Source organism: Streptomyces sp. NBC_00568 (assembly GCF_026341855.1).
GTDB lineage: Bacteria > Actinomycetota > Actinomycetes > Streptomycetales > Streptomycetaceae > Streptomyces.
In genome coordinates, this window is sequence record NZ_JAPENW010000001.1 from 6,291,849 (window position 1) to 6,314,673 (window position 22,825).

Here is a 22,825-nt window from a genome sequence, read left to right on the forward strand (position 1 = left end):
CGGACCCCGCAGGGGGAGGGTCGGGAAGTCCTCGGGGTCCCCGTCCCGGCCCGTTCGCGCCGGGGCCATCACTCAGCTCAGCTGACACTGAAGAGGCTTCGAGGTACAGCCATGCCCAAGACGGCTTACGTGCGCACCAAACCGCACCTCAACATCGGCACCATGGGTCACGTCGACCACGGCAAGACCACCCTGACCGCCGCCATCACCAAGGTCCTCGCCGAGCGCGGCTCCGGCGGCTCCACCCGCTACGTACCGTTCGACCGGATCGACCGGGCGCCGGAGGAGGCCGCGCGCGGCATCACCATCAACATCGCGCACGTCGAGTACGAGACCGACACCCGGCACTACGCGCACGTGGACATGCCGGGCCACGCCGACTACGTCAAGAACATGGTCACGGGCGCGGCCCAGCTGGACGGGGCGATCCTCGTCGTGTCCGCGCTGGACGGGATCATGCCCCAGACCGCCGAGCACGTGCTGCTCGCCCGGCAGGTGGGTGTCGACCACATCGTGGTCGCCCTCAACAAGGCCGACGCGGGCGACGAGGAGCTCACCGACCTCGTGGAGCTCGAGGTCCGCGAGCTGCTCTCCTCGCAGGGCTACGGGGGCGACTCGGTACCCGTCGTACGGGTGTCCGGCCTGAGGGCCCTCGAGGGGGACCCGCGATGGACGGCGGCGATCGACGCGCTGCTCGACGCCGTGGACACCTACGTGCCGATGCCCGAGCGCTATCTCGACGCGCCGTTCCTGATGCCGGTCGAGAACGTGCTCACCATCACCGGACGCGGAACGGTCGTCACCGGTGCCGTGGAGCGCGGCACGATCCACGTCGGCGACCGCGTCGAGGTGCTCGGCGCCGCGGTCGACACCGTGGTCACCGGGCTGGAGACCTTCGGCAAGCCCATGGAGGAGGCGCAGGCCGGCGACAACGTGGCGCTGCTGCTGCGCGGCGTGCCCCGCGACGCGGTCCGCCGCGGGCACATCGTCGCCGCGCCCGGCAGTGTCGTACCCAGCAGTCGCTTCACGGCGCAGGTGTACGTCCTGTCGACGCGCGAGGGCGGCCGTACGACAGCCGTCTCCACCGGGTACCGGCCGCAGTTCTACATCCGCACCGCGGACGTGGTCGGCGACGTCGACCTCGGCGAGCGGGCCGTCGCCCGGCCCGGCGACACCGTCACCATGACGGTCGAGCTCGGGCGCGAGGTGCCGCTCGAGCCGGGCCTCGGCTTCGCGATCCGCGAGGGCGGCCGGACGGTCGGCGCGGGGACGGTGACATCGGTCGGCTGACGCCCGGCCCGGTACGGCGACGCGGGTGCCCGCCCCGAGAGGGCGGGCACCCGTGCGCGCCGTTGTCGGTACCGCACAATGGAGCCGTGGACGAGCCGATACCCGTGACGCGGGCCGTGGATCACGGGACCGCGAAGCTGATGCCCGACGTGGACCGCGAGCGGGCGTGGCTGCTGACCGTGGACGGCGCGCCCCAGTCGTACGTCGATCTGGACGAGCCGACACATCTCGAGTTCGAGTACACGCGGCGCCTCGGGCACGTGCTGGACACGGTGACGGAACCGGGGCGCGCGCTGGACGTGCTGCATCTCGGCGGCGGGGCGCTCACCCTGCCCCGCTACGTCGCGGCCACCCGGCCCGGTTCGCACCAGCACGTGGTGGAGGCGGACCAGGGCCTGCTGGCCCTGATCGGTGAGTATCTGCCGGTGCCCGGCGGGGCGGGTATCGAGGTGCACGGCGCCGACGCCCGCACCTGGATCGAAGCCGCCGCCCCCGACTCCGCGGACATCCTGATCGCGGATGTCTTCGGCGGCTCGCGCGTACCGGCGCACCTGACGTCCACCGCCTACGCGAGCGCCGCCGAACGTGTGCTGCGCCCCGACGGGGTCTACCTCGCCAATCTCGCCGACGCGGCGCCGTTCGCGTTTCTCCGCTCCCAGCTCGCCACGTTCTCGACGGTGTTCGAGGAGATCGCCCTCATCGCCGAACCCGGCGTGCTGCGCGGACGCCGCTTCGGGAACGCGGTGCTCGTGGCCTCCCACCGCCCGCTCGACACGGCCGCCCTGGCCCGCCGTACCGCGGCCGACGCCTTTCCCGCACGCGTCGAACACGGCCCCGGGCTCCGGGACTTCATCGGCGGGGCCGCTCCGGTGCGCGACGAGGACGCCGTTGCGTCACCCGAGCCGCCCGGCGGAGCCTTCGGCATCGGCTGACGCGGGCTCCGCGTCGGCCGATCCCGGGATGCCCTGCGCCACCGGCCGGGTCCGCCGCGTCAGATTCCGGACGTCCGGGACGCACAGCACCGCCGCCGTGACCACCACGACCAGCGTCGCGCAGCCCCACAGCGCGGGCGTACGGCCGAAGGCCTGCTCCGCGGGACCCGCCAGCGCCGTGGCCAGGGGGACCATGGCGATCGAGCCGAACCAGTCGTACGCCGACACCCGCGAGAGCTTGTCCTCGGGGATCTCCTGGTGGAGCGCCGTCATCCAGGACACGCCGAACACCTCGATCGCCAGACCGCTGACGAACATCACGGCGTACAGCGGCCCCACCGGCACGGGGACCGCGAGCGCCGCGGCCGGCGCCGCCAGCGGGAAGACGCACAGGGTGCCCGCGAACAGCAGGCGACGGGGCTTCCAACGGGTCATGAGCAGCGCGCCGCCGACGGTCCCGGCGCCGAACGCGCCGAGTGCCAGCCCCCAGGGCCCCGCACCGCCGAGACTGTCCCGGGCGACCAGCGGACCGTAGACCGCGTCGGCGGCTCCGACGACCGCGACCACCACGGAGAACTGCGCGACGATCGTCCACAGCCAGGGCCGCCCGACGAACTCGCGCCAGCCGTCGCGCAGATCGGCGAACAGGCCGCCGCCGGGCTCACGCGGCGGTATGTGGCTGACGTCGAGGAACGAACGCAGCGCCCCGGCGACCGCGAACGCCACCGCGTCCACGGCCAGCACCCAGCCCGGCCCGATCACGGCCACCAGTACGCCGCCGAGGGCCGCGCCGCCGAGGCCCGCGCCCTGCATCGCCATCCGGAACATCGCGAACGCGCGGCTCGCCTGCTCACCGCGGACCGAGGACATCAGCATGCCCTCGGCGGCCGGGTTGAAGAACGCCTGCCCGGTGCCGCCGAGCGCGGACAGCAGCATCATCTGCCACAGCCGCGCCTCACCGGAGATGACCAGGACGGCGAACACCGCCTGCGACACACAGTTCAGGGCGTTGGCCGCGACCATCACCCGATGGCGCGGCAGCCGGTCCGCGACCGCCCCGCCGATCAGCAGGAACAGCACCAGCGGCAGGGTCCGCGCCGCGGCCACCAGGCCCACGTCGCCGCCGTCGCCACCCGTTTCGAGCACCGCGAACGCTGCCGCGATGAGGGCGCCCTGGCTGCCCAGGTTGGTGACGACCGCGGCCGCGGTCAGCAGGGTGTAGTTCCGGCCCGCCCAGGAAGGGCGGCGGGAGGGTCGGCGCAGGTCGGCGGCTGAGGTCACCGGGAGACTATCGCCGCCCGGTGCTCGACTTGCCAAACCGATTGCACACGCACCGAGCGCGAACTCCGCCCGGCCGGGGCCCCGCGCCCCTCCTCACCGGGCCGGGGAAGCCCGGCGGGAGGCCGGGAGACCCGGGCGTTCCCGCGTGCGCCCAGGTCCCGGCAGGATCAGGAACCCGTCGGCTCGCCGTGCAGCCGTACGGTGCTGAGGATCTTCTGGACGGTCGCGTCCGAGACCTCCTCCGACACACCCTTGGCGCCGTAGAACGACCAGGACACGAAGTCGCCCGACGAGTTCTTGAAGGCGAACGTGGTCGCCTTGCCGTCGGAGTCGCACTTGCCCTTCTTGGCGACACCCGAGGAGTACGTCGTCGCGACACTGCCCTTGACGCCCGACGCCGTGGTGTACGCCTTGGGCTTGCCGATCTTCAGCAGCTTCTTCGAGGCCTTCTTCTGGTCGGTGTAGCCGCCGAAGACCCACCACGCGGAGTCGTTGCGTGCCACGTCGTCGGTGTTCTTCGCGCCGCTCTGGCCCTTGGTGCCCGCGGCGGCCAGGGACGTGTCACTCGAATAACCGTCCTTGTCGTCGTCGGACGTGCACCACTTTTCCTTGAGGAACGCGGGCGCGGACATGCCGATGAGCACGGAGCCGTCGCCCTTCTCGTCGTCCTCGAAGCCTATGAAGGTGCCGGACGTCTCGACCTTCCAGTCCGCCGGTACGTCGAAGGCGGTGCCCCACTTCGGGTTCACCACGACCTTCCAGCCGGCGATCGTCGCCTTCTCCTCGTCGCCGCCGCGCGGGTTGTCGTCACTTCCGCTCGCGCTCGGCGACGTCGAGGCCGACGCCTTCGGGGACTTGGACGGGTCGCCGCCCGCGTTGTCGTCCTTGCCGCCACCGCCCAGGACGAGGGCTCCGGTCACCCCGGCGGCGATCACGACGGCCGAGGCCGCGATAATCGCGGTGATCTTGGTCTTGTTGCCGCCGCCACCACCGCCTCCGGGCGCCTGGGGCGCGCCGAGGGGATCCGACGGGGCACCCCACTGCTGCTGCCCCGGCTGCGGTCCGTACGGATTCGGCTGCTGATACCCCGGCTGCTGGTATCCGGGCTGTTGGTACGGATTCGGCTGCTGGTACCCCGGCTGCTGGTACGGGTTCTGGTCCTGCGGGTTCTGCTCGCCCCCGGGCGGCTGCTGTCCTGGCCACATGGCCGGTAACGATAGAGGGGGGCGGGACCCGAGTGCCACGGCGGTACCCGAAAGGGCCGGGCCGCCAGGGCACTTGTCCCCTTTGATCCCGGCTCAGGCCCCCGTCGGATCGCCGTGCAGGCGTACGGTGCTCAGGATCTTCAGGATCGTCGCGTCGGGGATCTCGTCCTTCACGCCGGTGGCTCCGTAGAGGTTCCACGCCACGTAGTCGCCCGCGGAGTTCTTGAACCCGAACGTGACGGCCTTGCCGTCGCTCGCGCACTTCCCCTTCTGGGGCGTGTTCTTCGACCTGGCCCAGGCGACGCTGCCCGTGACGCCCGATTCCGTGGTGTAGGGCTTGGCCTTCTCGTCGAAGGTGATGCTCTTCTTGTCCGGCTGGGTGTAGCCGCCGAACACCCACCAGGGCACCTGGTTCACGGCGACCTCATCGGTGTTCTTCGCGCCGCTCGCGCCCTTGGTGCCCACGGCGCCCAGCGCGGTGTCGTCCGTACGGCCGTCCTTGTCGTCGTCGGACGAGCACCACTTGGACTTGAAGTAGGCGGGCGCCGACATCACGATGATGGGCTTGTCGCCGGCCTTGGCGTTGTCCTTCTCGAAGCCGATCGAGGTGCCCGGCGACTCGACCTCCCAGTCCGCGGGGACGTCGAAGGCCGTGCCCCACTTGGGATTGACGACGACCTTCCAGCCGGCGACCGTCGGCTGCTCGCCCTCACCGCCGCGCGGGTCGTCGTCGGAGGGCGACGCGCTCGGGTCCTTCGGAGCGCTCGTGGTGGGCTTCCTGTCCTTGCCCGTGTCGCCGCCCACGGCCTTGTCGCCCTTGTCGCCGCCGAGCACGAGGACGCCTGTCACCCCGGCGGCCACGACCACAGCGGTGGCCGCCACGATCGCGATCACCTTCGTCCGGTTCCCGTTCCCGCGCGGCGGCTCGGGCGCGCCCGCGGGAGAGGGCGTACCCCACTGCTGCTGTCCGGGCTGCGGTCCGTACGGGCCCGTCTGCTGGTATCCGGGCTGCTGATAGGGGTTCGGCTGCTGGTACCCCGGCTGCTGGTACGGGTTCTGGTCCCTCGGGTTCTGCTCGCCCCCGGGCGGCTGCTGTCCTGGCCACATGGGCAGTCACCTTAGTGGCGCCTGTGAAACGTTTCGGTCACCGCGTCTCGTCAGGCGTGTACCGGAGAGCGGCCCCTCCCGCGCCGTTGATCGACTTCGGCGGCGGGCGGTGGGGCTGGTCAAGAATTGCTACCCATGGGTAACATCGCGGTATGAGCGCAGACCAGATGACGATCGGCGAGATGCTCGCCGCGACCGTACCGATGGCCCGGACCCTGAACCTCGAGTTCGTGGAGACCACTCCCGAGAAGGCCGTCGTGGCGCTCCCGGACCAGGGCGACTTCCACAACCACGTCGGCGGACCGCACGCCGGAGCCATGTTCACGCTGGGGGAGTCGGCGAGCGGAGCGATCGTCCTCGCCGCCTTCGGGGACCAGCTCTCCCGTGCGGTGCCGCTCGCGGTCAGCGCCGAGATCGCCTACAAGAAGCTCGCGATGGGTCCCGTCACGGCCACCGCGACGCTCGGCCGGCCCGCCGCCGACGTCGTCGCGGAACTCGATGCCGGCCGGCGCCCCGAGTTCCCCGTCGCCATCGCCATCCAGCGCGCCGACGGCGCTGTCACCGGCGAGATGACGGTGGTGTGGACGCTCCGCCCGAACGGCTGAGACCCACCTCGCCCGCAGGGCCCTGATCGGGGAGTACGACCTGATCGGGGCCCTCGGCCGTTGTGCCGGGGCCCGCCCCAGGGACCGGGGCCGGTCAGCCGCGCGGCGCTCGTACGGTGACCGTCTGCGTGACCCGGGTGCAGAGCTGCCGCCGGTCGTTCTCGATGTCGCACTCCACGACCGCCGTGTCACGTCCCACCCGCAGCACACGAGCCTTCGCGTACGCGGCCCCCTCGCGCACGGGCCGCAGGAAGTGCGTGGTGGAGGTGGTGGTCGCGGGAACGGCACCCGCGGGGCCGTTCAGCGCGGCGCACACCGCCGAGGCCACATCGGCCAGGCCCATCAGCGCACCCCCGTGCAACCCGCCGCCCGCGGTGGACAGTTCGGGCACGAAGTCGAGTTCGGCGTCGACTCCCTCGGCCGACAGGGCGGTGAAGCGCACGCCGAGGGTCCTGGCGTAGGGGGCCATGGCGTAGATGTCTTCGGCGGTGACGGTCACATCAAGCTCCTTGTGGGAGGGCCGGGACGGAAGTCGGTGATCCTTTCTATCAACTCCCTTGCGTGCGATGGGAGTTCCTGGAACGTCCTCGCCCGGGGGAATGCCCGTCCGTGGCCGGCGGGAGGACCGCTTCGGCGCCCCCGCGCGTGCCGGGGCCCGGCGGTCAGTACTTGAGCTTGAGGAGGATGCGGGCCAGTTCTTCCAGCTCGGCCGGCTCCAGCTTCTCCGTCAGGGCGGGTGCCAGGGCCTCGCGGCGGGCCCGGTCCGCGCGCTCGAAGAGGTCCCGGCCCTCCTCGGTGATGGTCACCTCGACGGAGCGGGCGTCGGCGGTCGAGGGGGCGCGGGTGACCAGGCCCCGGGACTGAAGCGCGTCGATGACCCGGGAGACCTGGCTGCGGCTGATCAGCGCGCAGGAACCCAGATCGGTCGCCGAGAGGGGACCGCCCTGGTGGTAGAGCCAGAGCAGCACCTCGAACCAGGACGCGGGCAGCCGGAAATCGTGCTCCAGGCGGGCGCTCGCCCGCGCCGTGAGGGCGGCACCCACGCCGACGATGCGGTAATACGCCTGGTCCTCGACCGTCAGCTCCGCCTGCTTCAGCCTGATCTCCGTCACGACACGAGTCTACCCAGTTGCGTGCGTGCACACGCAACTCTAATATGTGTGTGTACACGCAATCATGGAGGACCCGTCATGAAGATCGCCCTTGTCACCGGTACGTCCACCGGCATCGGTCTGGAGACCGCCGTCCTCGCCGAGAAAGCGGGCTACAAGGTCGTCGCGACCATGCGGGACACCGGCAAGGCCGGGCCCCTGCGCGAGCGGCTGCCCGGCGTCGACGTCCGGCGGCTCGACGTCACGGACCCGGGCTCGGTCGCCGCCTGCGTCGAGTCGGTGATCGCCGACCACGGACGGCTGGACGCCCTGATCAACAACGCGGGCGCCGGCCACCTCGGCACCATCGAGCTGGAGAGCGTCGACGACGTCCGCGACGTGATGGAGGTCAACTTCTTCGGTGTCGTCCAGGTGACCAAGGCGGCACTCCCGCATCTCCGCGCGTCCAAGGGCCGTCTGATCACGGTCACGAGCGTCGGCGGCGTGGTCGGCCAGCCGTTCAACGAGGCCTACTGCGCCGCCAAGTTCGCCGTCGAGGGCTGGATGGAGAGCCTCGCCCCGGTCGTCGGCAGGCTCGGCGTCGCGGTCAGTGTCATCGAGCCCGGCGCGGTGGCCACCGAGTTCGTCGCCAACGTCCGCGCCGACCGTGACATCGAGGCCCTCGTCGCCGGGGCGGGTGTCTACCGGCCGGTGATCGGCGCCTATCTCGACCGCACCACGAAGTCGTTCTCCACGGCGCAGAGCGCACGCGAGTGTGCGGAGGTCGTCGTCGGCGCGCTGACGGCCGACGAGCCCAAGTTCCGTTACCAGAGCTCCGACTGGGCGGCCGGCTTCACCGGGGTCAAGCTCGCCGACGCCGACGGCTCGGCCGTGCAGGACCTCACCGGCTCCTGGCTGGGGGAGTGAGTCCGGGGGAGTGAACAGGGGGCGGTGCCGCTCCGGCCGCCGTCCTCTCGCGGCCGGAGCGCACGGCTCGTACGGGCGCGACGGCCTCCTGGGCCGGCCGGCTCGCGTGCCTCCTTCGGTTCTTGTCGGGCGACAGGCTGTTTCCGTTCATTTCATTGACACGAGTCACCTCCAGTCATAGCTTTCGCGCCGTACCCGTGGTTCCTGACGGTCGGTCAAGTCGTCTCGACGCCCAGCGCGTTCAAGGGCCGAACGCGACAGCCGCCGACAGGTGTCCACGCGGTTCACGACGGCGTGCCCGCGCACCGAAGGAGTGACGGCTCATGTCCCCGACCTTTTCCCGGCGATCGGCCCTGCGACTTGTGGGTGGTGCCATCGCGGTCGCCGCGGCGGCCACCTCCGCCGGCCCCGCCCCGCTCGCCCACGCGGAGTCCGTGTCCGGCGCGGGCCCTCGCGTGGAGGGGCTGATCGGCAGACTCACGCTCGACGAGAAGATCTCCCTCCTGCACGGCACGACCGACCCGGACCCGCTCGGCCAGGCCGGCTACGTCCCCGGCGTCCCGCGCCTCGGCATCCCCGCCCTGCGTCTCGCCGACGGCCCGGCCGGCGTCCGCGTCACCCGGCACGCGACCGCGCTGCCCGCCCCCGTCCTGCTGGCCTCCGCCTTCGACCCGGCCCTGGCCCGCCGCTACGGCCAGGTCATCGGACGCGAGGGCCGCGCCCTCGGCCAGGACGTCCTGCTGTCCCCGATGGTCAACCTCATCCGCACCCCGTACGCGGGCCGCAACTTCGAGACCTTCAGCGAGGATCCGCTGCTGGCGGGCGACCTGGTCGCCGCCGAGATCCGCGGCATCCAGGGCGAGGGTCTCATCGCCACCGTCAAGCACTTCGCGCTGAACAACCAGGAGAAGGACCGCCAGTCCGTCGACGTGGTCGCGGACGAGCAGACCCTGCACGAGGTCGAACTGCGCGGCTTCGAGGCGGCGGTCGAGGCCGGTACCGGCGCGGTCATGGGCGCCTACAACAAGGTCGGCGGCGTCTACGCCTGCGAGAACCCGATGCTGCTGACCGGCATCCTCCGGGAGCGGTGGGGCTTCGGCGGCTGGGTCATGACCGACTGGTTCGCCGCCCACAGCACCGCCGCCGCGATCACCGCGGGTCTCGACATGGAGATGCCCGACGGCACCTACTTCGGCGCCGCCCTCAAGTCCGCGGTCCGGAACGGAGGCGTGCCCGAGGCGTACGTGGACCGGGCCGTGCGCCGCGTCCTCGCGGTGATGGACCGCTTCGGCCTGCTCGGCGGGAGTGTCCCGGCCCGTCCCGCCCGCGACGCGAAGGCGGGCGCCGCCGTGGCCCTGGAGGTGGCCAAGGCGGGGGCCACCCTGCTCCGCAACGAACACCGGGCGCTGCCCCTGACCGGCGCGGCGGCCCGCAGCGTCGCCGTCGTCGGGCCCACCGGTTCGCTCCCCTTCGTCAGCGGCGGCGGCAGCGCGCATGTCGTCCCCGACCACGCCGACAGCCCTCTCGACGCCATCAGAACCCGCGCGGGCGGAGGTGCCCACGTCTCCTACTCCCTGGGCGAGGACCTGTTCGGCAAGCCCGTCCCCGCGAGCGCGCTGAGCCCGGCCCTCTCCACCGAGGGCCAGGACGTCGCCGCGGGGCGGACCTGGACGTACGGGGGGACCCTCACCGTCGCCGACGCCGACGAGTGGACCCTGGTCATCCACTATTCGGGCGAGCGCCCCAAGGTCCTGCTCGACGGCGAGGACCTCTTCCCCGTGGCGCCCGGCTACGGCGAGTACTTCTCCGGCGGACTCGTCTCCGCCGCGCCCGACGGCCTGTCGGTGCGGCGCAGGACACTGAACCTCGCCAAGGGCGCGCACAAGGTGGAGATCACCGCGAAGGGCGGCACCGGCGGACAGCTGTTCCGGCTGAGGCGCATCACCGGCGCCACCCGCGCCCAGGACGTCGCCGAGGCGGTCGCGGCGGCGCGGGCCGCGCACAGCGTCGTCCTGTTCGCCTACGAGGACGCCACCGAGGGACTGGACCGCACGACCATCGCGCTCCCCGGTCACCAGGAGCGGCTGATCGAGGCGGTGTCGGCGGCGAACCCCCGGACCACCGTCGTCCTCAACACCTCCTCGTCGACCTCCATGCCGTGGCTGCGGAGGACGGCCGCCGTGCTCCAGATGTACTACCCGGGCCAGGAGGGCGCGTCCGCCACCGCCGCCGTCCTGTTCGGCGACTGCGACCCCGGCGGACGGCTCACCCAGTCCTTCGCCGTCGACGACGCCCATCACCCGGTCGCCGGGGACCCGCGGCGCTACCCGGGCGTCGACGGCACCGAGGAGTACTCCGAGGGAATCCACGCCGGCTACCGCTGGTACGACGCCGAAGGCGTACGGCCCCTGTTCCCCTTCGGCCACGGACTCTCGTACACCTCCTTCGCGTACGACGGCCTGCGGGTCCACCAGGACCACCACGGCCTGCGGGTGAGTTTCACCGTGCGCAACACCGGGCGTCGGGCCGGGATCGAGGTCGCGCAGGTCTACGTCGGGCCGTCGCCCGATCTCGGACTCGACCAGGCGGTGAGGGTGCTCGGCGGCTACCAGCGGCTCGCGCTGCGGGTGGGGGAGCGGCGGCGGGTCACCGTCCGCGTCGCGGCGCGCACGCTCTCCTCCTGGGACCCGAGGAAGCACGCCTGGGTGCTCGGCACCGGGCGCCGAACCCTGTGGGCCGGGGCCTCCTCGGGCGACCTGCGGCTCAGGACGGCGGTGGAGGTACGGGCCTGACACCCGACGGCGAAGGAGGCTTCCGCCACGACAGCGATCCGGCCGCTCGTCCATCCGCGGCGCCCTGACGCGACGGTGGTCCGACGCCGGTGACGAACGGGACCGCCCGAGGCGAGACGGCTAGGGCCGGTGCGCCGCGGCGGCCCCGGGGCGCACGCCTGTTCCCTTCCGGCCGTCCATGCCCGACGCTGGCCTGTGGGCGGTGCATGCCGCGTCGCCCGTGGGCCGGGGCGCCGGTCCCCGGACCGGCGAGGAGTGCGGGCGTGGGCGTACGCGGGCGGACGGCCGTCCTGGTGACCGGTGGCAGCGGATTCGTCGGGAGCCATCTGGTCCGGCGGCTGCTGGAGCGGGGCTACACGGTCCGCACCACCGTGCGCGGGACCGCGAGCGCGGCGAAGACACGGCCACTGAGGGAGATGCAGGAGGCCTTCCCCGGCCGGCTGGCGCTGTTCGAGGCGGACCTGCTGACCGAGGGGTCCTTCGACGCGGCGATGAGCGGCTGCGGCGTGGTCTTCCACGTGGCGTCGCCGTTCCTGATGCCGGAGCGGATCAAGGACGGCCGCAGGGACATGGTCGACCCGGCCCTGCTCGGCACGCGCAACGTGCTGGCGGGAGTGGAGCGGACGGCGACGGTCGAGAAGGTCGTCCTCACCTCCACCGTCGGCGCGGTCTTCGGCGACTACATCGACGTCCGGAGCATGGACGGCGGGGTCCTGTCCGAGCGGTACTTCAACACCACGAGCACGGTCGAGAACAACCCGTACCACTACGCGAAGACGCTCGCGGAGCGTGCGGCGTGGACGGCGGAGGCGGCCCAGGACCGCTGGCGCCTGGTGTCCGTCAACCCGGGCCTGATCCTCGGCCCGTCCCTCACCCCCACATCGGAGTCCGGCAGCCTGTTCCTCCTGGAGGAACTGTTCAAGGGCTACTTCTTCTACGGCGCACCCGATTTCAGCTTCACCACGGCGGACGTCCGCGAGGTCGCCGACGCGCACATCGCGGCGGCGGAGCGCCCGGACGCCAAGGGCCGCTACATCGTCGCGGCCGAGACCATGACGTCCTTCCACGACATGGCGCGCATCGTCCGGAGCCGGTATCCCCGCGGTCTCCGGCTGCCCCGCACCGCGCTCCCGCACTGGCCGGTCCGCATCCTGGGTCCGGCCTTCGGACTGACGCAGGACTACATCCGCAAGCACCTCGGTATCCGGTTCCGCGTGGACAACAGCCGGAGCGTGCGGGAACTGGGGATCACCTACCGCCCGGTCGAGGAGACGCTCCTCGACCACTACGAGACCTGGCGGCGGCAGCGCGGGGCCGCCGACGGCAAGGAACGGACGCGTGCCGACCGGGTCGGCGCGTCCTGATCGATCGAGGGCACCCGAGCGCGGACGCCGCACGGGATCCGACGGGGCGAGTCCCGCGTCCGGGCGGCCGTTCAGAGCGACCAGGTAGGCTTCCCGGCGGGCGCTCCGGGGAAGCGCACCCCGGGTGATCACGCGAAACGCGTCGCCCGGGTCACGTACAGCCAAACGGGAGGAACCGGCGTTGCACGTCCAGGACTGGCTCGAGACGGTGCCCGCGGTCAGTATCTACGCGCTCGTGGGCCTGGTCATCGGCCTGGAGAGCCTGGGCATTCCGTTGCCCGGAGAGATCGTCCTGGTCTCGGCGGCGCTGCTCTCCTCACAGCACGAGGGCATCAACCCGGTCATCCTCGGCGCGTGCGCCAGCGTCGGGGCGATCGTCGGCGACTCCATCGGCTACGCCATCGGCCGCAAGGGCGGACGCCCGCTGCTGGCCTGGCTCGGCGCGAAGTTCCCCAGACACTTCAGCGAAGGCCACGTCGCCACGGCCGAGCGTTCCTTCCAGAAGTGGGGCATGTGGGCCGTCTTCTTCGGCCGCTTCATCGCGCTGCTGCGGATCTTCGCGGGCCCGCTCGCCGGTGTGCTGCGGATGCCGTACTGGAAGTTCCTGATCGCCAACGTCTTCGGCGGCATCATCTGGGCCGGCGGCACCACCGCGGTCATCTACTACGTCGGGGTCGTCGCCGAGTCCTGGCTGAAGCGCTTCTCGTGGCTCGGTCTGGTCGCCGCGGTGCTCATCGGACTCGCCTCGATGCTGATCGTCCGCCGCAAGGCGAAGAAGGCGGCGACGGAGCACGCCGCGGCGGAGCCGGAGCCCGTCCCCGCCGCCGAGTAGAGCGGCTACTCGTGGATCTCGCGGTGCGCCTTCGCCAGTTCCACGTAGAAGGTGCCGTTCAGCGAGAGGCCCTCGCGCTCCTCGTCGGTCAGCGGGCGCCTGACCCTGGCGGGGACACCCGCGACGAGTGAGCCCGGCGGGACCCGCATCCCCTGGGGCACCAGTGCCTGCGCCGCCACGAGCGAGCCGGTCCCGATCACGGCTCCGTTGAGCACCGTGGCGCCCATGCCGATCAGACAGTCGTCCTCGACGGTGGCGCCGTGCACCACGGCGTTGTGCCCGATCGAGACCCGCTCCCCGACGGTGATGGGGAAACCGGGGTCCACGTGCAGACTGCAGTTGTCCTGCACGTTGCTGCCGGCGCCGATGACGATCGGGCCGCAGTCGGCGCGCAGCACCGCGCCGTACCAGACACTCGCGCCCGCGTGCAGCGTGACGTCTCCGATGACCACTGAGGTGGGCGCCACGAACGCCTCCTGGTCCACCTGCGGCTCCTTGCCGCCGATCCCCTTGATCAGCGCCTGCTGCGTCGTCACTCGTGTCACCGTCTCGTCGTCTCGTTGTCCGGTCCCGCTGGGTACACCGGCACCGTATGTCATCACCCCCGCCCCCGGTGGGGCGAAGATCACAGCCGTGCGGCCTCATCGGCACAGCCCGCTCTGAGTACCGTGAGCGGGTGCCCAGGAGCAAGAACACGTTCTCATCATGGCGGCGACGCCTCGCGCAGCGCGCCGTCCACGCGGGCTGGGCCTGGGCGCAGCGCAAGGGCGCGGTCACGGCCGAGCACCCGGGGCGGTTCCGCTTCGGTGCCATGGGAGCCAACACCCGACTGGCCTTCCCGCTCGGCACGGTCTTCGGCGAACCCTGGATCCACATCGGCTCGTACTGCATCGTCGCCGAACAGGTCACGCTGACCGCGGGCCTGATGCCCGATCTCGACCTCGGTCCCGAGCCGATCCTGCGCATCGGGAACGGCGTCGTGCTCGGCCGCGGCAGCCACGTCATCGCCGACACGACGGTCACGATCGGCGACGACTGCTACTTCGGGCCCTATGTGTACGTGACGTCCACGAACCACTCGTACGACGATCCGCACGAGCCCATCGGCAAGCAGTGGCCGCGCATGGAGCCCGTGGAGATCGGGCCGGGCTGCTGGATCGGGACCAACGCGGTGATCCTGCCGGGTGCGCGGATCGGGCGGAACGTCGTGGTCGCGGCCGGTGCGGTGGTGCGGGGCGTGGTGCCGGACCACTCCGTGGTCGCCGGAGCCCCCGCACGTGTCGTCCGGCGCTGGGACCCCGTGGCCGGATGGCAGCCGCCGCTGCGCACGCCGCCGCCGGTGCCGATTCCCGACGGGGTGACCCCGGACCAGTTGCTGGCGCTCTCGGAACTGGACGAGGAGACGGTCGCGCGACTCGCGGAACTGGACCTCGACGCGCGGGACGCCTCAGGGGACCTCCACGCGCGGCCCGCGGACATCCGCGCCGATTCCTGAACCGACGGCCGGTCCGCGGCCGAGCTCTGGACCGGAACCCTGGCTCAGCCGGTCGCCAGGAGAACCGTGCCGAAAAGCGCCAGCCCCGCTCCGGCGGCCTGCACCGCGCGCAGCCGTTCCCTCAGGAGGCCGCGTGCGGCCAGGGCCGTGACCACCGGGTAGAGCGAGGCGAGGACGGCGGCGACGGTGACCGGGCCGTGCTGGGCGGCGACCGAGTACGTGCCGTTGGCCGCGACGTCGGCGAGGCCGACGAAGGCGAGCGCGGGCAGGGACGCCCAGGGGAAACCGCCCTCGGGGAGGGCGGGCGCGCCGCGCCGGACGGAGACGGCCAGGGCCGCGCCACCGGTGACGACGTTGGTGACGCGCTGGACGAACAGCGCCAGGAAGAGCCCGGTGACCGAGGACGACGCCTCCGCGATCAGCACGAACACGGTGCCGAAGCCGGCCGCCGCGATCAGCGTGAGGAGGATCGCCTGCCGCTGCACGGGCGCGCCCCGCAGCTGGGGCCCGCCCGCGAGGACGACACCCGCCACCGCGACCGCGATGCCCGCGATCTGCAGCAGCCCGGGGCGCTCCCCGAGGAACAGGCCGACGCCGATGGGGACGGCCACGGCCAGCGATCCGAGCGGGGAGACCACGCCCATCGGTCCGAGCGCGAGCGCCTTGTAGAAGGAGAGCAGCGCGATCGGACCCACCAGTCCCGCGGCGACCGCGAACCACAGCTGTGGCCCCGCCGTGCTCCAGCCGCCGGTGGCCACCACGATCGCGCCGAGGACCACCGCCGCGATCGACTGGGAGGCGACGACCACCGTGAGGGCGGGCGTGCGCCGGGTCAGCAGACCTCCGCCGAAGTCGGCCAGGCCCCACAGGAGGCTGGTGGCCAGGGCGAAGAGTGCTGTCACGGGGTGCCTCGCAGTACAGTTCGGTGAACGATCAGGTGCACCACACGATAGTTCATCTGATTGAACTCTGTCATTCAAAATATTGGACGGAATGTGTCGGATCTCGACCTGCTGACTCAGTCCCTGGCGCGCAACGTGAAGCGCTGGCGCACCGAGCGCGGCTTCACCCTGGAAGCGCTCGCCGCCCGCGCCGCAGTCAGCCGCGGCATGCTCATCCAGATCGAGCAGGCCAGGACCAACCCCAGCCTGGGTACCGTCGTCAAGATCGGCGACGCCCTCGGCGTCAGCATCACCACCCTGCTCGACTACGAGCAGGGGCCCAAGGTCCGGATCGTCCCCGCCGAACAGGCCGTACGTCTGTGGCACACCGAGGCGGGCAGCTACAACCGGCTGCTGGCCGGCACCGAGGCGCCCGGCCCGCTGGAGATGTGGGACTGGCGGCTGATGCCCGGAGAGGGCAGCCCGTCCGACCCGCACCCCTCCGGCACCGTCGAACTCGTGCACGTCATCGCGGGCGACATGACTCTCACCGTCGACGGCGTCGAGCACGACGTCCCCGAGGGGGCGAGCGTGTCCTTCGAGGCCAACACCCCCCACACGTACGCCAACAAGGGCGAGGTCCCGGTCGAGATGGTCATGGCCGTGTCGGTCCCGCTCGTGCACTGACGGCCTCCGGCGGGCCCCCTCCGCGCGGCTGTTAGCGTGCCGTCATGCGCGCTCCCATCGGACACTTCGACCACGCCGTCCCCGCCCCCGACTGCCTGGACGAGCTCACCCGCCCCGTCGCCGACGCCGTGCGCGACTGGCGCGGGACCACCCCCGCCGGGCAGATCGTCTACGTCGACACCGACCCCGAGTGGGCCGACACCGCCACCTTCGTCGAGCACTACGGCAAGGAGCTGCTCGACGTGTCCGCCAACTGTGTGGTCGTCGCGGGCAGGCGCGGTGGCGAGACCACCCTCGCCGCGTGCCTCGTCCTGTCCACCACCCGTGTCGACGTCAACGACGCCGTACGGCGTCAACTGGGTGCCCGGAAGGCCTCGTTCGCCCCGATGGACACCGCGACCGGGGAGACCGGCATGGAGTACGGCGGCATCACACCCGTCGGACTCCCGGGCGACTGGCCGGTGTTGGTGGACTCGGCCGTCGTCGACCTGCCGTACGTGCTCGTGGGCAGCGGCCGCCGGCGCGGCAAACTCCTGGTACCGGGCAAGGCGTTCGCGGAGCTGCCGAACGCGGTCGTGCTGGAGGGGCTGGGGATCGCCTGATCCCGCACGCAGGGGTGTGACGGGTCGGTGCGGGAGGGGCTCTGCCCCCCCATCAGGCATGGGCGCCCTGGGTCGCGCTGAAGCGTGACGGGTCGGCGTCCTCTGAAGTTCCGTGCTCGCCGTGCTCGCCGTGCTCGCCGTGCTCGCCGTGCTCGCCGTGCTCGCCGTGCTCGCCGTGCTCGCCGTGCTCGCCGTGCTCGCCGTGCTCGCCGTGCTCGCCGTGCTCGCCGTGCTCGCCGTGCTCGCCGTGCTCGGCGCCGGTCCCGCGTGTGGGCTTACCAGCGGCTCCCCGATGGCCGACGACGGTTTCACGCCTGGGCGTGGTGTGCCAGCGTCCGATGAGGATCCGCCTCCCCGGGCTCCGGTGCCGGATCGGCGTGGACCAGGGCGGCGGTCAGCTTCGGGACGGCGTGCAGCAGGGCGTGTTCGGCCTCGACGGCGATGTCGTGGGCCCGGCGCACGGTCGCCTCGCCGTCCACCACGACCGCCACCTCGGCGCGCAGCCGGTGTCCGATCCAGCGCAGCCGCAGTTCGCCCACGTCACGCACGCCCTCGACCTGCCGCAGCGCCCGCTCGGCGCGGTCCACCAACTCCGGTTCCACGGCGTCCATCACGCGCCGGAAGACCTCCCGGGCGGCATCGCGCAGCACCAGCAGGATCGCGGCGGTGATCGCCAACCCCACGAGTGGGTCGGCGAGTTGCCAGCCCAGCGCCGAGCCGCCCGCGCCCACCAGCACCGCGAGCGACGTGAATCCGTCGGTACGGGCATGGAGTCCGTCCGCGACCAGCGCGGCGGAGCCGATCTCGCGACCGACCCGGATGCGGTGCCGGGCCACCCACTCGTTACCGGCGAAGCCGATGAGCGCGGCGGCGGCGACCACGGGGAGGTGCCGCACGGGGTGCGGGTCGAGCAGTCGGCCCACCGCCGCCCAGGCCGCGAAGGCGGCGGACGCGGCGATCGTCAGCACGATCACGATGCCCGCCAGGTCCTCCGCCCGCCCGTAGCCGTAGGTGAAGCGCCGCGTCGCGGCTCGGCGGCCCAGCACGAAGGCGACCCCGAGCGGCAGGGCGGTCAGCGCGTCGGCCGCGTTGTGCACGGTGTCGCCGAGCAGCGCGACCGACCCCGACATCACGACAACGACCGCCTGTGCCAGGGCCGTTGCGCCGAGGACGGCCAAGGAGACCCAAAGGGCCCGCATGCCCCGGGCCGACGACTCCAGCGCGGAGTCGAGTTTGTCGGCGGTTTCGTGGGAGTGAGGCGTGAGGAGGTGGCGCAGCCGGCTCGTGAGCCCGCGCGGATGGCTGTGCGCTCGGGGAATCGTGTGGCCGTGGCCGTGTGGGTGGCCGTGCTCGTGCTCGTGGCCGTGTTCGTGATGGTGCGGGTCGTTCACGTGCGTCCCCTTCCGGCGTGCGGGAGTGGACGTGCGGGCGCCCACGACGCCATTATGTGCGTATGAGCGCACGCATGCACCTATCACCTGCGCACGATGCGCACCCGCGCACCCCCGGCGAGGAACAGTTCGCGCTCGCCGCCGAACTCCTCGCCCTTCTCGGTGATCGCACCCGCCTCGCGCTGCTGCACGCCCTGACCGGTGGCGAGGCCGATGTCTCGACCTTGACCGAGACATGCGGAGCGGCCCGTCCGGCCGTGAGCCAGCATCTGGCCCGGCTCCGTCTCGCCGGGCTGGTGAACACGAGGAAGGAGGGGCGCCGGGTGATCTACTCGCTCGGGGACGGACATCTGCGCCGGGTCGTCGACGAGGCGTTGAGCCTCGCCGACCACCGGCTCTCCGACCGGCCGGCGCACGACTGAGAGCACTCGCGGAGACTCGGGCCCGCTCCGGAGCCGACCTCGGGGTGAGGCCGCGACGCGTCCGCACCTGGCCGGGCTGACGTGCGGGCGAGTCCGCCCATGGCCGGGCTGACCTGCGGGCGAGTCCGTGTGCGGCCGGGCTGACGTGCGGGCGAGTCCGTGTGCGGGGGCTGATGTCAGGGGGTCAGGGTGTCGCCGCGTGATCGCCCGGGGGCGCCACGTGGTCCTCGCCCTCCTCGCCCTCCTCCAGCAGGTTCGCCGCCGCGCCCACGATGCTCGGGTCGGGGCTGCCGACGACCTCCTCGTCCTTGTTCTCGTAGGCGAAGCGGGCCAGGACGCTGCGCATGGCCTCGACGCGGGCCCGCTTCTTGTCGTTGCTCTTCACCACCGTCCAGGGCGCCTGCTCGGTGTCCGTCTCGCGGAACATGGCGACCTTGGCCGCCGTGTAGTCGTCCCAGCGGTCCAGCGAGGCCAGATCCATGGGGCTCAGCTTCCACTGCCGTACCGGGTCGACGTGGCGGATCGTGAAGCGGGTGCGCTGCTCACTCTGGGAGACCGAGAACCAGAACTTGATCAGGTCCACACCGTCGTCGACGAGCATCCGCTCGAAGGCGGGCGCCTGCCGCATGAACCGCCGGTACTCGTCGTCGGTGCAGAAGCCCATCACGCGCTCCACACCCGCCCGGTTGTACCAGGAGCGGTCGAACATCACGATCTCGCCCTCGGTCGGCAGGTGCTCCACGTATCGCTGGAAGTACCACTGCCCGCGCTCCCGCTCGGTCGGCTTCACCAGCGCGACCACGCGCGCGCCGCGCGGGTTGAGGTGCTCGGTGAAGCGCTTGATCGTGCCGCCCTTGCCGGCCGCGTCGCGCCCTTCGAAGACGATGACGAGCCGCCGGCCGGTCTCCTTGATCCAGCTCTGCAGCTTCAGCAGCTCGATCTGCTGGAGCCGCTTGTGCCACTCGTACTCCTTGCGCTCCATGCGCTGCTCGTACGGGTAGTTCTCCCGCCAGGTGTCCACCGGACTGCCGTCCGGCCGGATCAGTACGGGGTCGTCGTGGTCGGTGTAGTCGACCCGCATGCCTGCCAGCAGTTCCGTCATCCGGCCCTCCTCTTCCCCTGTTCCGATTGTCCGCCGATCGGCTTCTTCCCGCCGTGTCAGTGGACCCGCGGCACGATCAGGTGGATGCCGTACGCCTCCACGGCCGCGCAGCCCAGGAAGCACAGCCCGGCCTGCGCGAACCCAGGGTGTCGCCCCCGGGGCCGTCCGGATGATCCGCCGGCCGCCCAGGTGGGTGCCCGGCCCGATGGCGAGGCCCGCCGACGCGATGATCCACACCGGCGCACCCCGCGTCATGGCCGAGCGCGCCCGCCGTGATGTGGTCCATCCCCCAAGGGAAGCAATCGGAGGCGTACGTACGGAGAACCGGAGGCAAAACCCTCGCACGTCCGAATGGGGGTGAACGTGCGGTCGCGGGCACAACGGACAACCGCGCTTCGTTCCAGAGATCCTGATGATCCATCAAATCGCTTGCCCGCAACGCGAAGCGCTGAAGATGATGACGGCCATGCCGCTCTTCACCGCCCCTGACGGAACCCGACTCGCCCATCACACAAGGGGCGAGGGCCCGCCGCTGCTCTGTCTGCCCGGCGGACCGATGCGCGCCTCCGACTACCTCGGTGACCTCGGCGGACTGACACTGCACCGTCGGCTGCATGTGCTCGATCTGCGAGGCACCGGCGGCTCCGCGCCTCCGGACGACCCGGCGACGTACCGCTGCGACCGGCAGGTCGACGACGTCGAGGCGTTCCGCGCGCACCTCGGGCTCGACCGGGTCGATCTGCTCGCCCACTCGGCGGGCGGCGACCTCGCGCTCCTCTACGCCCTCCGGCACCCCGGGCGGGTCCGCTCCCTCACCCTGGTCACCGGACGGGCGCGGGCCCTCGGCGTCGACTTCACCGCGGAGCACCGCGCGGAGGGCGCGGCGCGGCGTTCGGCGGAACCGTGGTTCGCGAGCGCGCACGAGGCGTACGGGCGGATCTGGGCCGGCACCGCGAACGACGCCGACTGGGACGCGGCCACCCCGTTCTTCTACGGTCGCTGGGACGCGGCGGCGCGGGCGCATGCCGCAACCGACGTCGACCAGACCAACGAGGAGGCCGCCGATCACTACGCGGCCCCCGGCGCCTTCCGGCCCGCCGAAGCGCGCGAGGCCGTGGCCACCTGGGACGCGCGCGTACTGATCGTCGCGGGCGAGCTGGACAGCGGTCCGCTGCCGCGCGTCGCCGCCGCCGTCGCGGACCTCTTCCCCCGGGCCGAACTGACCGTCCTGCCGGGCGCCGGCCACTTCCCGTGGCTCGACGACCCGCGGGGCTTCCGTGAGGCGGTCGCGGGATTCCTCGACCGGGAGGCCAACGGGAGGGACAGCCGGACGGACGCCCGGTGGGGCAGCCGGAAGGACGGCTCGCGGGACTGACGGGCGGGGGCGTATCGCACGTGTGCACCGGCCGCCGGACCGGCGGCGGTACGGTACGGCCGGGCCGACCGCCGGGCCTCCGCCGCTCAGGTCAGCCGCAGGTCGATCCATTCGGCGGTCTCGCCCGGCAGGACATAGCGCTCGATCTCCACGAAGCCGTGTCGCTCGGCGAAGCGCAGCCCCTCCTCGTTGGCCGCGAGGACGACCGTCTCGATCTTCTCCGCGCCCAACGCCCGCGCCTGCTCCAGACCGCGTGCGTACAACTCCTCACCGAAGCCCCGCCCGCGGTACTCGGCGAGCACGCGGGCGATCACGGTCGCCGTCGCGCCGTCGTCGGTGGGCGGACGCACCGTCGTGCAGCCCACCAGGACGTCGCCGAGGTACGCGACCTCCAGACGGTTGCGCCTGACCCGCTCGCGTACGTCGTCGAGCGACATCGCGGCGGGCGGGACGATCACGTTGTGGACGTGCTGCCAGTCCGCGACACGGGCTTCGTCGTCCGGCTGTTCGATGCGAAGGATGGGCACCGCAGCAGGAAACCGGTGCGGGCCGTGCGGCGTCAACAGCATTTGCGCGCGGGTGCGACGGGGGCGGCGGTGCCCGGCGGGGGTCAGCCCAGGCGCGGGATCTCGATGGCGGGGCAGCGGTCCATCACCATGTCGAGTCCGGCGGCGCGCGCCCGGTCGTACGCGGCCTCGTCGATCACGTCGAGCTGGAACCAGACGGCCTTGGCGCCGATGGCGACGGCCTCGTCCGCGACCGGCCCGGCGAGGTCGCTGTTCACGAAGACGTCGACGACGTCGACGTCGAAGGGGATGTCCGCGAGGGACGCGTACCCCTTCTCCCCGTGCACGGTCTCGGCCTTGGGGTGCACGGGCACGATCCGCTTGCCGTACCGCTGGAGCACGTCGGCGACACCGTGGGCCGCGCGGCGCTGGTTCGACGAGAGTCCGACGATCGCCCAGGTGTCGCCGAGCTCGGTGAGGATCTTGCGGATCGTTGCCTGGTCGCCGTACACGGTCGGCCTCCCTGTGGTTCCTGGCATGGCTGCTCAGCGGGGAGAACAGCGCGCGTCACGCGGTGATTCCCGGCAACTCTGCGTTGCGGTCGCCCGGGCCGCCCGCCCACTCCTCCTGGACGCCGGCCGGGTGCGGATCGGTGAACGGGACGAAGCAGGCGAGCGGGGTACGCCGGCCCTCGCGTCCGGGGCGGGCGGCGGCGAGCTCCTCGCGTACGACGACCGGCCGGCCGGGGCCGGAGACCAGCCGCCGGTAGCTGCCGGGGCGGGCGGGGCCGCCGAGACGGGCGGTCGTCTCGAGCGTGGTGGCCGCGGTCTGCGCCGCCGGAGTCACGTGCGGGGCGGCCGGGTCACGGGCACCCGTTGACGCGAGCGACTGTCCGGAACGGTCCCCTCCTCCCCACCGCCGGCCGTTCGCCCGCCTAG

24 protein-coding genes are annotated in these 22,825 nt (G+C 72.1%); 12 read left to right on the forward strand and 12 right to left on the reverse strand.

All coding sequences use genetic code 11. The annotated features are described in order from the left end of the window. Positions 1-111 precede the first annotated feature (111 nt). Positions 112-1,290: an elongation factor Tu gene (tuf, locus tag OOK38_RS27385; RefSeq protein ID WP_266756191.1), complete on the forward strand. Its 1,179-nt coding sequence runs from the start codon at positions 112-114 to the stop codon at positions 1,288-1,290. A gap of 86 nt (positions 1,291-1,376) precedes the next feature. Continuing rightward, positions 1,377-2,222 carry a spermidine synthase gene (locus OOK38_RS27390; RefSeq protein WP_266756189.1) on the forward strand — a complete coding sequence of 282 codons (846 nt, stop codon included), beginning with the start codon at positions 1,377-1,379 and terminating at the stop codon, positions 2,220-2,222. Here OOK38_RS27390 and OOK38_RS27395 read toward each other — a convergent pair. The 3 genes from OOK38_RS27395 to OOK38_RS27405 all read right to left on the reverse strand — a co-directional run bounded on the left by OOK38_RS27395 (position 2,184) and on the right by OOK38_RS27405 (position 5,815). After that, positions 2,184-3,503, reverse strand: coding sequence for an MFS transporter (locus OOK38_RS27395; RefSeq protein ID WP_266756187.1), 1,320 nt, complete (start codon positions 3,501-3,503; stop codon positions 2,184-2,186). The genes OOK38_RS27390 and OOK38_RS27395 overlap by 39 nt on opposite strands. A gap of 167 nt (positions 3,504-3,670) precedes the next feature. Beyond that, positions 3,671-4,708 (reverse strand): hypothetical protein, encoded by a 1,038-nt coding sequence (locus tag OOK38_RS27400; RefSeq protein ID WP_266756185.1) that lies wholly within the window; start codon positions 4,706-4,708, stop codon positions 3,671-3,673. 93 nt (positions 4,709-4,801) lie between these two features. After that, positions 4,802-5,815, reverse strand: a complete 1,014-nt coding sequence (locus OOK38_RS27405; RefSeq protein ID WP_266756184.1) for a hypothetical protein — start codon at positions 5,813-5,815, stop codon at positions 4,802-4,804. Positions 5,816-5,967: 152 nt separating this feature from the next. On the opposite strand from OOK38_RS27405, the gene OOK38_RS27410 reads away from it, so the two are divergent. Next, positions 5,968-6,420 (forward strand): DUF4442 domain-containing protein, encoded by a 453-nt coding sequence (locus OOK38_RS27410; protein WP_266756182.1) that lies wholly within the window; start codon positions 5,968-5,970, stop codon positions 6,418-6,420. Between the two features lie 94 nt (positions 6,421-6,514). Here the strand turns inward: OOK38_RS27410 and OOK38_RS27415 are convergent, their stop codons facing one another. Next, on the reverse strand, positions 6,515-6,919 hold the full coding sequence (locus OOK38_RS27415) for a PaaI family thioesterase (RefSeq protein ID WP_266756180.1): 405 nt from the start codon (positions 6,917-6,919) through the stop codon (positions 6,515-6,517). Between the two features lie 163 nt (positions 6,920-7,082). Next, entirely contained in the window at positions 7,083-7,532 is a 450-nt protein-coding gene (locus OOK38_RS27420) for a MarR family winged helix-turn-helix transcriptional regulator (protein ID WP_266756178.1), read from the reverse strand. A 78-nt stretch (positions 7,533-7,610) separates the two neighbouring features. Here OOK38_RS27420 and OOK38_RS27425 point away from each other — a divergent pair, with 78 nt between their 5' ends. From OOK38_RS27425 to OOK38_RS27440, 4 genes are all read left to right on the forward strand, one after another. Beyond that, the gene (locus OOK38_RS27425; RefSeq protein ID WP_266756176.1) at positions 7,611-8,438 is read left to right on the forward strand and encodes an SDR family oxidoreductase; all 828 of its coding nucleotides are present in this window, start codon (positions 7,611-7,613) and stop codon (positions 8,436-8,438) included. A 323-nt stretch (positions 8,439-8,761) separates the two neighbouring features. Next, the gene (locus OOK38_RS27430) at positions 8,762-11,230 is read left to right on the forward strand and encodes a beta-glucosidase (protein ID WP_266756174.1); all 2,469 of its coding nucleotides are present in this window, start codon (positions 8,762-8,764) and stop codon (positions 11,228-11,230) included. Positions 11,231-11,493: 263 nt separating this feature from the next. Beyond that, the gene (locus tag OOK38_RS27435; protein WP_266756172.1) at positions 11,494-12,594 is read left to right on the forward strand and encodes an NAD-dependent epimerase/dehydratase family protein; all 1,101 of its coding nucleotides are present in this window, start codon (positions 11,494-11,496) and stop codon (positions 12,592-12,594) included. Positions 12,595-12,775: 181 nt separating this feature from the next. Then, positions 12,776-13,426 (forward strand): DedA family protein, encoded by a 651-nt coding sequence (locus tag OOK38_RS27440; protein ID WP_266756170.1) that lies wholly within the window; start codon positions 12,776-12,778, stop codon positions 13,424-13,426. A 5-nt stretch (positions 13,427-13,431) separates the two neighbouring features. Here OOK38_RS27440 and OOK38_RS27445 read toward each other — a convergent pair whose 3' ends face one another. Next, entirely contained in the window at positions 13,432-13,962 is a 531-nt protein-coding gene (locus OOK38_RS27445; protein WP_266756168.1) for a gamma carbonic anhydrase family protein, read from the reverse strand. Positions 13,963-14,102: 140 nt separating this feature from the next. Between OOK38_RS27445 and OOK38_RS27450 the strand changes: the two genes are divergently transcribed. Next, on the forward strand, positions 14,103-14,921 hold the full coding sequence (locus OOK38_RS27450; protein WP_266756167.1) for an acyltransferase: 819 nt from the start codon (positions 14,103-14,105) through the stop codon (positions 14,919-14,921). Positions 14,922-14,965: 44 nt separating this feature from the next. On the opposite strand, the gene OOK38_RS27455 is transcribed toward OOK38_RS27450, so the two are convergent. Then, entirely contained in the window at positions 14,966-15,823 is an 858-nt protein-coding gene (locus tag OOK38_RS27455) for a DMT family transporter (protein ID WP_266756165.1), read from the reverse strand. Positions 15,824-15,916: 93 nt separating this feature from the next. On the opposite strand from OOK38_RS27455, the gene OOK38_RS27460 reads away from it, so the two are divergent. After that, positions 15,917-16,489, forward strand: a complete 573-nt coding sequence (locus tag OOK38_RS27460; protein ID WP_266756163.1) for a helix-turn-helix domain-containing protein — start codon at positions 15,917-15,919, stop codon at positions 16,487-16,489. Positions 16,490-16,533: 44 nt separating this feature from the next. Beyond that, positions 16,534-17,091 carry a YbaK/EbsC family protein gene (locus OOK38_RS27465; protein WP_266756161.1) on the forward strand — a complete coding sequence of 186 codons (558 nt, stop codon included), beginning with the start codon at positions 16,534-16,536 and terminating at the stop codon, positions 17,089-17,091. A gap of 308 nt (positions 17,092-17,399) precedes the next feature. On the opposite strand, the gene OOK38_RS27470 is transcribed toward OOK38_RS27465, so the two are convergent. After that, positions 17,400-18,482 (reverse strand): cation diffusion facilitator family transporter, encoded by a 1,083-nt coding sequence (locus tag OOK38_RS27470; protein ID WP_266756160.1) that lies wholly within the window; start codon positions 18,480-18,482, stop codon positions 17,400-17,402. Positions 18,483-18,544: 62 nt separating this feature from the next. On the opposite strand from OOK38_RS27470, the gene OOK38_RS27475 reads away from it, so the two are divergent. Continuing rightward, positions 18,545-18,904, forward strand: a complete 360-nt coding sequence (locus OOK38_RS27475; RefSeq protein ID WP_266756158.1) for a metalloregulator ArsR/SmtB family transcription factor — start codon at positions 18,545-18,547, stop codon at positions 18,902-18,904. Positions 18,905-19,088: 184 nt separating this feature from the next. Here OOK38_RS27475 and ppk2 read toward each other — a convergent pair whose 3' ends face one another. Further along, positions 19,089-20,006, reverse strand: a complete 918-nt coding sequence (ppk2, locus tag OOK38_RS27480; RefSeq protein WP_266756156.1) for a polyphosphate kinase 2 — start codon at positions 20,004-20,006, stop codon at positions 19,089-19,091. A gap of 466 nt (positions 20,007-20,472) precedes the next feature. Here ppk2 and OOK38_RS27485 point away from each other — a divergent pair, with 466 nt between their 5' ends. Then, a complete protein-coding gene (locus tag OOK38_RS27485; protein WP_266756154.1) occupies positions 20,473-21,381 on the forward strand; it encodes an alpha/beta fold hydrolase in 909 nt (302 codons plus the stop codon). An 86-nt stretch (positions 21,382-21,467) separates the two neighbouring features. On the opposite strand, the gene OOK38_RS27490 is transcribed toward OOK38_RS27485, so the two are convergent. The 3 genes from OOK38_RS27490 to OOK38_RS27500 form a co-directional block, all read right to left on the reverse strand. Further along, positions 21,468-21,908 (reverse strand): GNAT family N-acetyltransferase, encoded by a 441-nt coding sequence (locus OOK38_RS27490; RefSeq protein WP_266756152.1) that lies wholly within the window; start codon positions 21,906-21,908, stop codon positions 21,468-21,470. A gap of 83 nt (positions 21,909-21,991) precedes the next feature. Further along, positions 21,992-22,399, reverse strand: a complete 408-nt coding sequence (locus OOK38_RS27495; protein ID WP_266756150.1) for a CoA-binding protein — start codon at positions 22,397-22,399, stop codon at positions 21,992-21,994. Between the two features lie 55 nt (positions 22,400-22,454). Then, positions 22,455-22,733: a hypothetical protein gene (locus tag OOK38_RS27500; protein ID WP_266756148.1), complete on the reverse strand. Its 279-nt coding sequence runs from the start codon at positions 22,731-22,733 to the stop codon at positions 22,455-22,457. Positions 22,734-22,825 lie beyond the last annotated feature (92 nt).